This is a genomic window from Catellatospora bangladeshensis (genome assembly GCF_016862575.1).
Lineage (GTDB): Bacteria > Actinomycetota > Actinomycetes > Mycobacteriales > Micromonosporaceae > Catellatospora > Catellatospora bangladeshensis.
On record NZ_BONF01000112.1, the window covers coordinates 1 to 611 of the forward strand.

1 protein-coding gene is annotated in these 611 nt (G+C 67.1%); it reads left to right on the forward strand.

Annotated elements, in window-relative coordinates; all coding sequences use genetic code 11:
- Positions 1-611, forward strand: a 611-nt coding sequence (locus Cba03nite_RS39470) for a condensation domain-containing protein (protein WP_239126360.1), incomplete at both ends; no start/stop codon positions are given.

Sequence of the window (611 nt, forward strand, 5' to 3'; positions counted from 1 at the left end):
CCGTTGTCGTTCGCCCAGCGGCGGTTGTGGTTTCTGGGTCAGTTGGACGGGCAGTCGGCGGCGTACAACATTCCGTTCGCGTTGCGGTTGACCGGTGTGCTGGATCGGGGTGCGCTGGCTGCCGCTCTGGGTGATGTGGTGGGCCGTCATGAGAGCCTGCGGACGGTGTTTCCGGATGTGGACGGGGTGCCGTTTCAGCGGATTCTTCCGGCGTCCGATGCGGTGGTGGAGTTGCCGGTGCTGGGCTGGTCGCCGGTGGAGGTGGGCCAGCTTGCGGGTCATGTGTTTGATGTGACGTCGCAGTTGCCGGTGCGGGCGTGGTTGTTCGAGGTGGGTCCGGTCGAGCATGTGCTGCTGGTGGTGGTGCATCACATTGCTGGTGACGGCTGGTCGACGGTGCCGCTGGCGCGGGATCTGAGTGTGGCGTACGCGGCCCGGTGCGCCGGGAGTGCGCCGGGTTGGGATCCGTTGCCGGTGCAGTACGCCGATTACACGTTGTGGCAGTTGGAGTTGCTGGGTGATGAGGCCGATCCGGGGTCGGTGGTGTCTCGGCAGCTGGCGTTCTGGCGGCGGGCGTTGGAGGGGGTGCCGCAGCGGCTGGAGCTGCCGGT